The organism is Streptosporangium sp. NPDC049248 (genome assembly GCF_040678965.1).
Taxonomy (GTDB): Bacteria; Actinomycetota; Actinomycetes; order Streptosporangiales; family Streptosporangiaceae; genus Streptosporangium; species Streptosporangium fukuiense.
The window spans coordinates 1-2,416 of the sequence record NZ_JBFAQY010000026.1 but is presented as its reverse complement, the minus strand read 5'-3'; the positions used below and the strand labels follow the sequence as shown (position 1 = coordinate 2,416).

2 protein-coding genes are annotated in these 2,416 nt (G+C 64.7%); both read right to left on the bottom strand.

The window, feature by feature from the left end; genetic code table 11:
• The coding region (locus AB0K21_RS33910) for a tetratricopeptide repeat protein (protein ID WP_364155773.1) at positions 1-1,529 on the bottom strand (1,529 nt) is incomplete at its 3' end.
• 80 nt (positions 1,530-1,609) lie between these two features.
• Complete coding sequence (locus AB0K21_RS33905; RefSeq protein ID WP_343971392.1) at positions 1,610-2,113, bottom strand: hypothetical protein; 504 nt, start codon at positions 2,111-2,113, stop codon at positions 1,610-1,612.
• Positions 2,114-2,416: the final 303 nt, after the last annotated feature.

Genomic DNA, 2,416 nt, shown 5'->3' with positions numbered 1-2,416 from the left:
CTGGCGAGGTTGTTGCGGCTGGTCAGGGTGTCGGGGTGGTCGGTGCCTAGTACTCGCTCCCTGAGGCTCAGCACCTGCTCCAACAGGGTGATCGCCTCTGTCGCTCGTGTTGCCGTGCCATAGGCGTAGGCGAGATCATGGCGGCTGGTGAGGGTAGCAGGGTGGTCGACACCCAACAGCCGTTCACTATCGACCAGTGTCTGCTGCAGCAAGGCAATGCCGCGGGGCAGGTCAGCCAGATCTGTCAGGCGTCGACCGCACCAGCCACGCAGATCCAGCAGCTCGGGTGTCAAGAGGTCGGCCAGGTGAGCGATGGCGTAAAGGGTGCCGGTGTGCTCAAGTAGGGCTTCCACCGAGGGGCGGGCGCCCCAGGTCGCGGCTCCAGTGGGGATCGGGGCGTTGAACGTAGCCAGCAGACCGGTTGCCGTGTCCACGGCCTGCTGCAAGCGGGCCTCGTGGTAGGCGCGTTCGCGCAGTACCCGTTGGATGAGACGGTGCATCAGCACCGCCTGACCGTCGTCAGTGAAGGTGATCAATGAGGTGTCAGCCAACCGGGCCAATAGCTCATCGATTTCCGACTGATCTCCAGGTTCCAGGATGGGAGCGCTGTGCAGCAGCAACCGTGCGACGCCAGCTGGAGACAGCACCGCCAGCACCTCCAGCAACCGGCGGGCGCCGAGAGTAGCCTGCTCGGCCAGGGCGAGCGATAGTAGGATTGCCTGCGCCGCCCCAGCAGGATAGGCATCGCCTTCTAATGCGGTTAGATGCCGCTCCAGCGGCAGGTCGCGCAACGATCGTAAGTAGGCGCGGTAGCTGATCTTTTGCCAGGCGATCATCGCGGCCGCCTGGGCCAGCGCCAGCGGCAGATGTCCCAGCTCCGCAGCCAGCTCAGAGGCAGCATCTTCGTCGGTCAGGCCGGTGCGCTCGGTCAGGAATGCTGCCGCCTGGGCGGGGGTGAACACCTGCACCTCTACCGGCGCGTAGTGGCGGCTGAAAGCCCGATTTCGGGAGGTGATTACCACCCGAGCCGCCCCGGTGGTCGGACACCACCGCCGCACAGTCGGAATGTCGGTGGCGTTGTCGAACACCACTAGGCATGGCTGATGCGTCCCTGACATCCATGCCTTGACTCGGCGGGCTGTGGTCTCGGCGTCGTCGTCGACGCTGTGCATTCCCAGCCGGACAGCCAGGCCGTCCAGCCCGGCGAGAATTTGGTTCTCGGTCTCGGCGGGAATCCAGGCCACCACCGGCCAACCCGCTGCCTGGCACGCCCAGGCGTAGGAGGCTGCCAGCAGCGTCTTGCCCACTCCTGGCGTGCCGGTCAGCGTGCACACCACTGCTGCCCCCCCAACCGCGACTTGCGTGTGTAACCGTGCCAGCAGATCTGTACGCACTTGAAACGCCACCGGCTGAGCTGGGATGTCACCCTCGACGACCTGCTCTCGCGCCGACGCCCCAGAATCGGACGTGGTTTGGGTGACGGTGACATTTCCGCGCACATGAGCGATCTGGATTAGGTCATGGTGCACGGTGGAGCTGCTGACCCACTGAACCGGCCGCGTTACCTGAGGACACGGCTGGGAGGGGTACGGCTCAGGCATTGCTGTACTCACGAACGCTCGATGGTCACATCACCGCCGGCGCCGCTGATCTGGATGATCGACCCGCCGATGATGGAGCCGGTCACCGACTGACCGATCCCCGGTGAGCCGGTCGGCTCCTCGTCTGGCACCTCTTGCACCGGCATGGCAGGCGATGCAGGTGCCGGTATCGGTGCGGCGGATGTGGAGGCGCCAGGAGCGATGCGGATGCCGTCTGCAAGGTCGTGTGCCTGCACGATGTCACCGCTAGCCGAGGAGCGCATCACCGACTGAATCGACGATGAAGCGGCCCCGCTTGGTCCCGCCGTCCTGTCCTGACTGGATGAGGCATCAGTCAGCCGGTAGGCCACCGCAGTGGCGGCCGCACCCAGAGCGAGGGCAATCAGCGCCCACCACCCGTTCCATACCCCGTCGTTGAGAACCTGGTTGCCAGCCACGGACACCGCTACAGACAAGACGACCGAGGCAGTGATCAACAGGCCCCTGCGCCACAACATCCGCTCAGCCGCCATCCCTCCATCTTCGGACCACATGCCGCTCGACGGGGTCGATGAGGCCAAACAGCAACCAATCGTCACCAGGGAGTCGCTTTCTGATTGGGACATCACCACGGAGCAGCCGCTATATTCACCTAGTCGTTGTCGACGTCGTTCGAACCGTGGTTCAGGCACACATTCCGTGAAATCGGCGGGGCTGCCGACGCGGATCAGGGCGGTTCGCTGCTAGCGGACACGCCGTTCTCCAGTTGAGCGGCCAGATTTCTCCTGGCTGATGGCCATCAAAATTCCTGGCGTGGCCACTGGGAATCCCGGTGG